Origin of the sequence: Streptococcus oralis (assembly GCF_001578945.1) — a bacterium.
Taxonomy (GTDB): domain Bacteria; phylum Bacillota; class Bacilli; order Lactobacillales; family Streptococcaceae; genus Streptococcus; species Streptococcus oralis_Q.
Genome location: NZ_KQ969551.1, coordinates 564,663 through 565,661 on the forward strand (window position 1 = coordinate 564,663; position 999 = coordinate 565,661).

A 999-nucleotide genomic window follows, 5' to 3' on the forward strand; every position below is an offset into this window, starting at 1 on the left:
AGAAAAGACATCGCGCCCTTCTTCCATAGCACGCTCACAGGTGATGAGACTACCTGAGCGCATCCTTGCCTCTGCCACAATAACCCCACGACAAAGTCCAGCGATGATACGATTACGAGCTGGAAAGTGAAATTTCAAAGGTTCTTCACCAGGTCCATATTCACTTAGAACCAAATGATGATTACCAATGTGTTCCTGCAAGCGTTTATTAGCACGTGGATAGAAAACATCCAGTCCTGTCCCAATCACTGCAATGGTTTTTCCACCATTCTGGAGTGCGGCCATATGGGCAGCCGTATCAATCCCTTTAGCCAAGCCACTGACCACGATCAACTCGTTTTCCAAACCTTGGATGACTTTCTGGACCGACTTTGCTCCCTGACTAGAACATGAACGACTCCCTACAACAGCAACTTTCGGAAACTTCAACAAGTCCAAATTCCCTTTATAAAACAAAAGAGCTGGCGCATCATAAATTTCACTCAAATCCCAAGGATAACAGTCGTCTAAAATAGAGAATGATGGGAATTTTTGAAACTCCTTCTCCAACTGCCCATCATCTATCTGGAAATAACGCTCCATAAAGACAGCCGGATTGCGGCAACCAGATACTTCAACAATATCTCCTAGTAATAACTCTTGATCAAAACTCTCCCCGTATTCCAATACATTGAGAACCTGTTGATTGGTCAGTCCAGCTTTGCGTAGTTTATAGATTTCATAGTTGTCAATTTTCATAAGGAACTCCATTTCTTTTTCTACTCATTTATTTATTCGTGAAAAAAATGAAAAAGAGGGCTTTTGGGGTGTTTTATTATGAAATTAAGTTATGAAGATAAAGTTCAAATCTATGAACTAAGAAAACAAGAGGGAGAGCAGCTAAAATGGGACGTAAACGGAAGAAAACTTGGGAAGAAATGACAGAACTAGAGCGACTCCAAGAGGAGAATGAACTCTTACGTACCGAGGTAGCTTACTTAAAAAAGTTAAAAGAGCTGG

At 41.1% G+C, this 999-nt stretch carries 1 protein-coding gene and 1 pseudogene; one reads left to right on the top strand and one right to left on the bottom strand.

Annotated features, from left to right (window positions below; translation table 11 throughout):
• The coding region (gene dprA, locus SORDD16_RS05355) for a DNA-processing protein DprA (RefSeq protein ID WP_061452622.1) at nucleotides 1–738 on the bottom strand (738 nt) is incomplete at its 3' end.
• Nucleotides 739–857: 119 nt separating this feature from the next.
• Between dprA and SORDD16_RS11840 the strand changes: the two are divergent.
• Nucleotides 858–999: pseudogene (locus SORDD16_RS11840) on the top strand (IS3 family transposase); the annotation flags it as partial.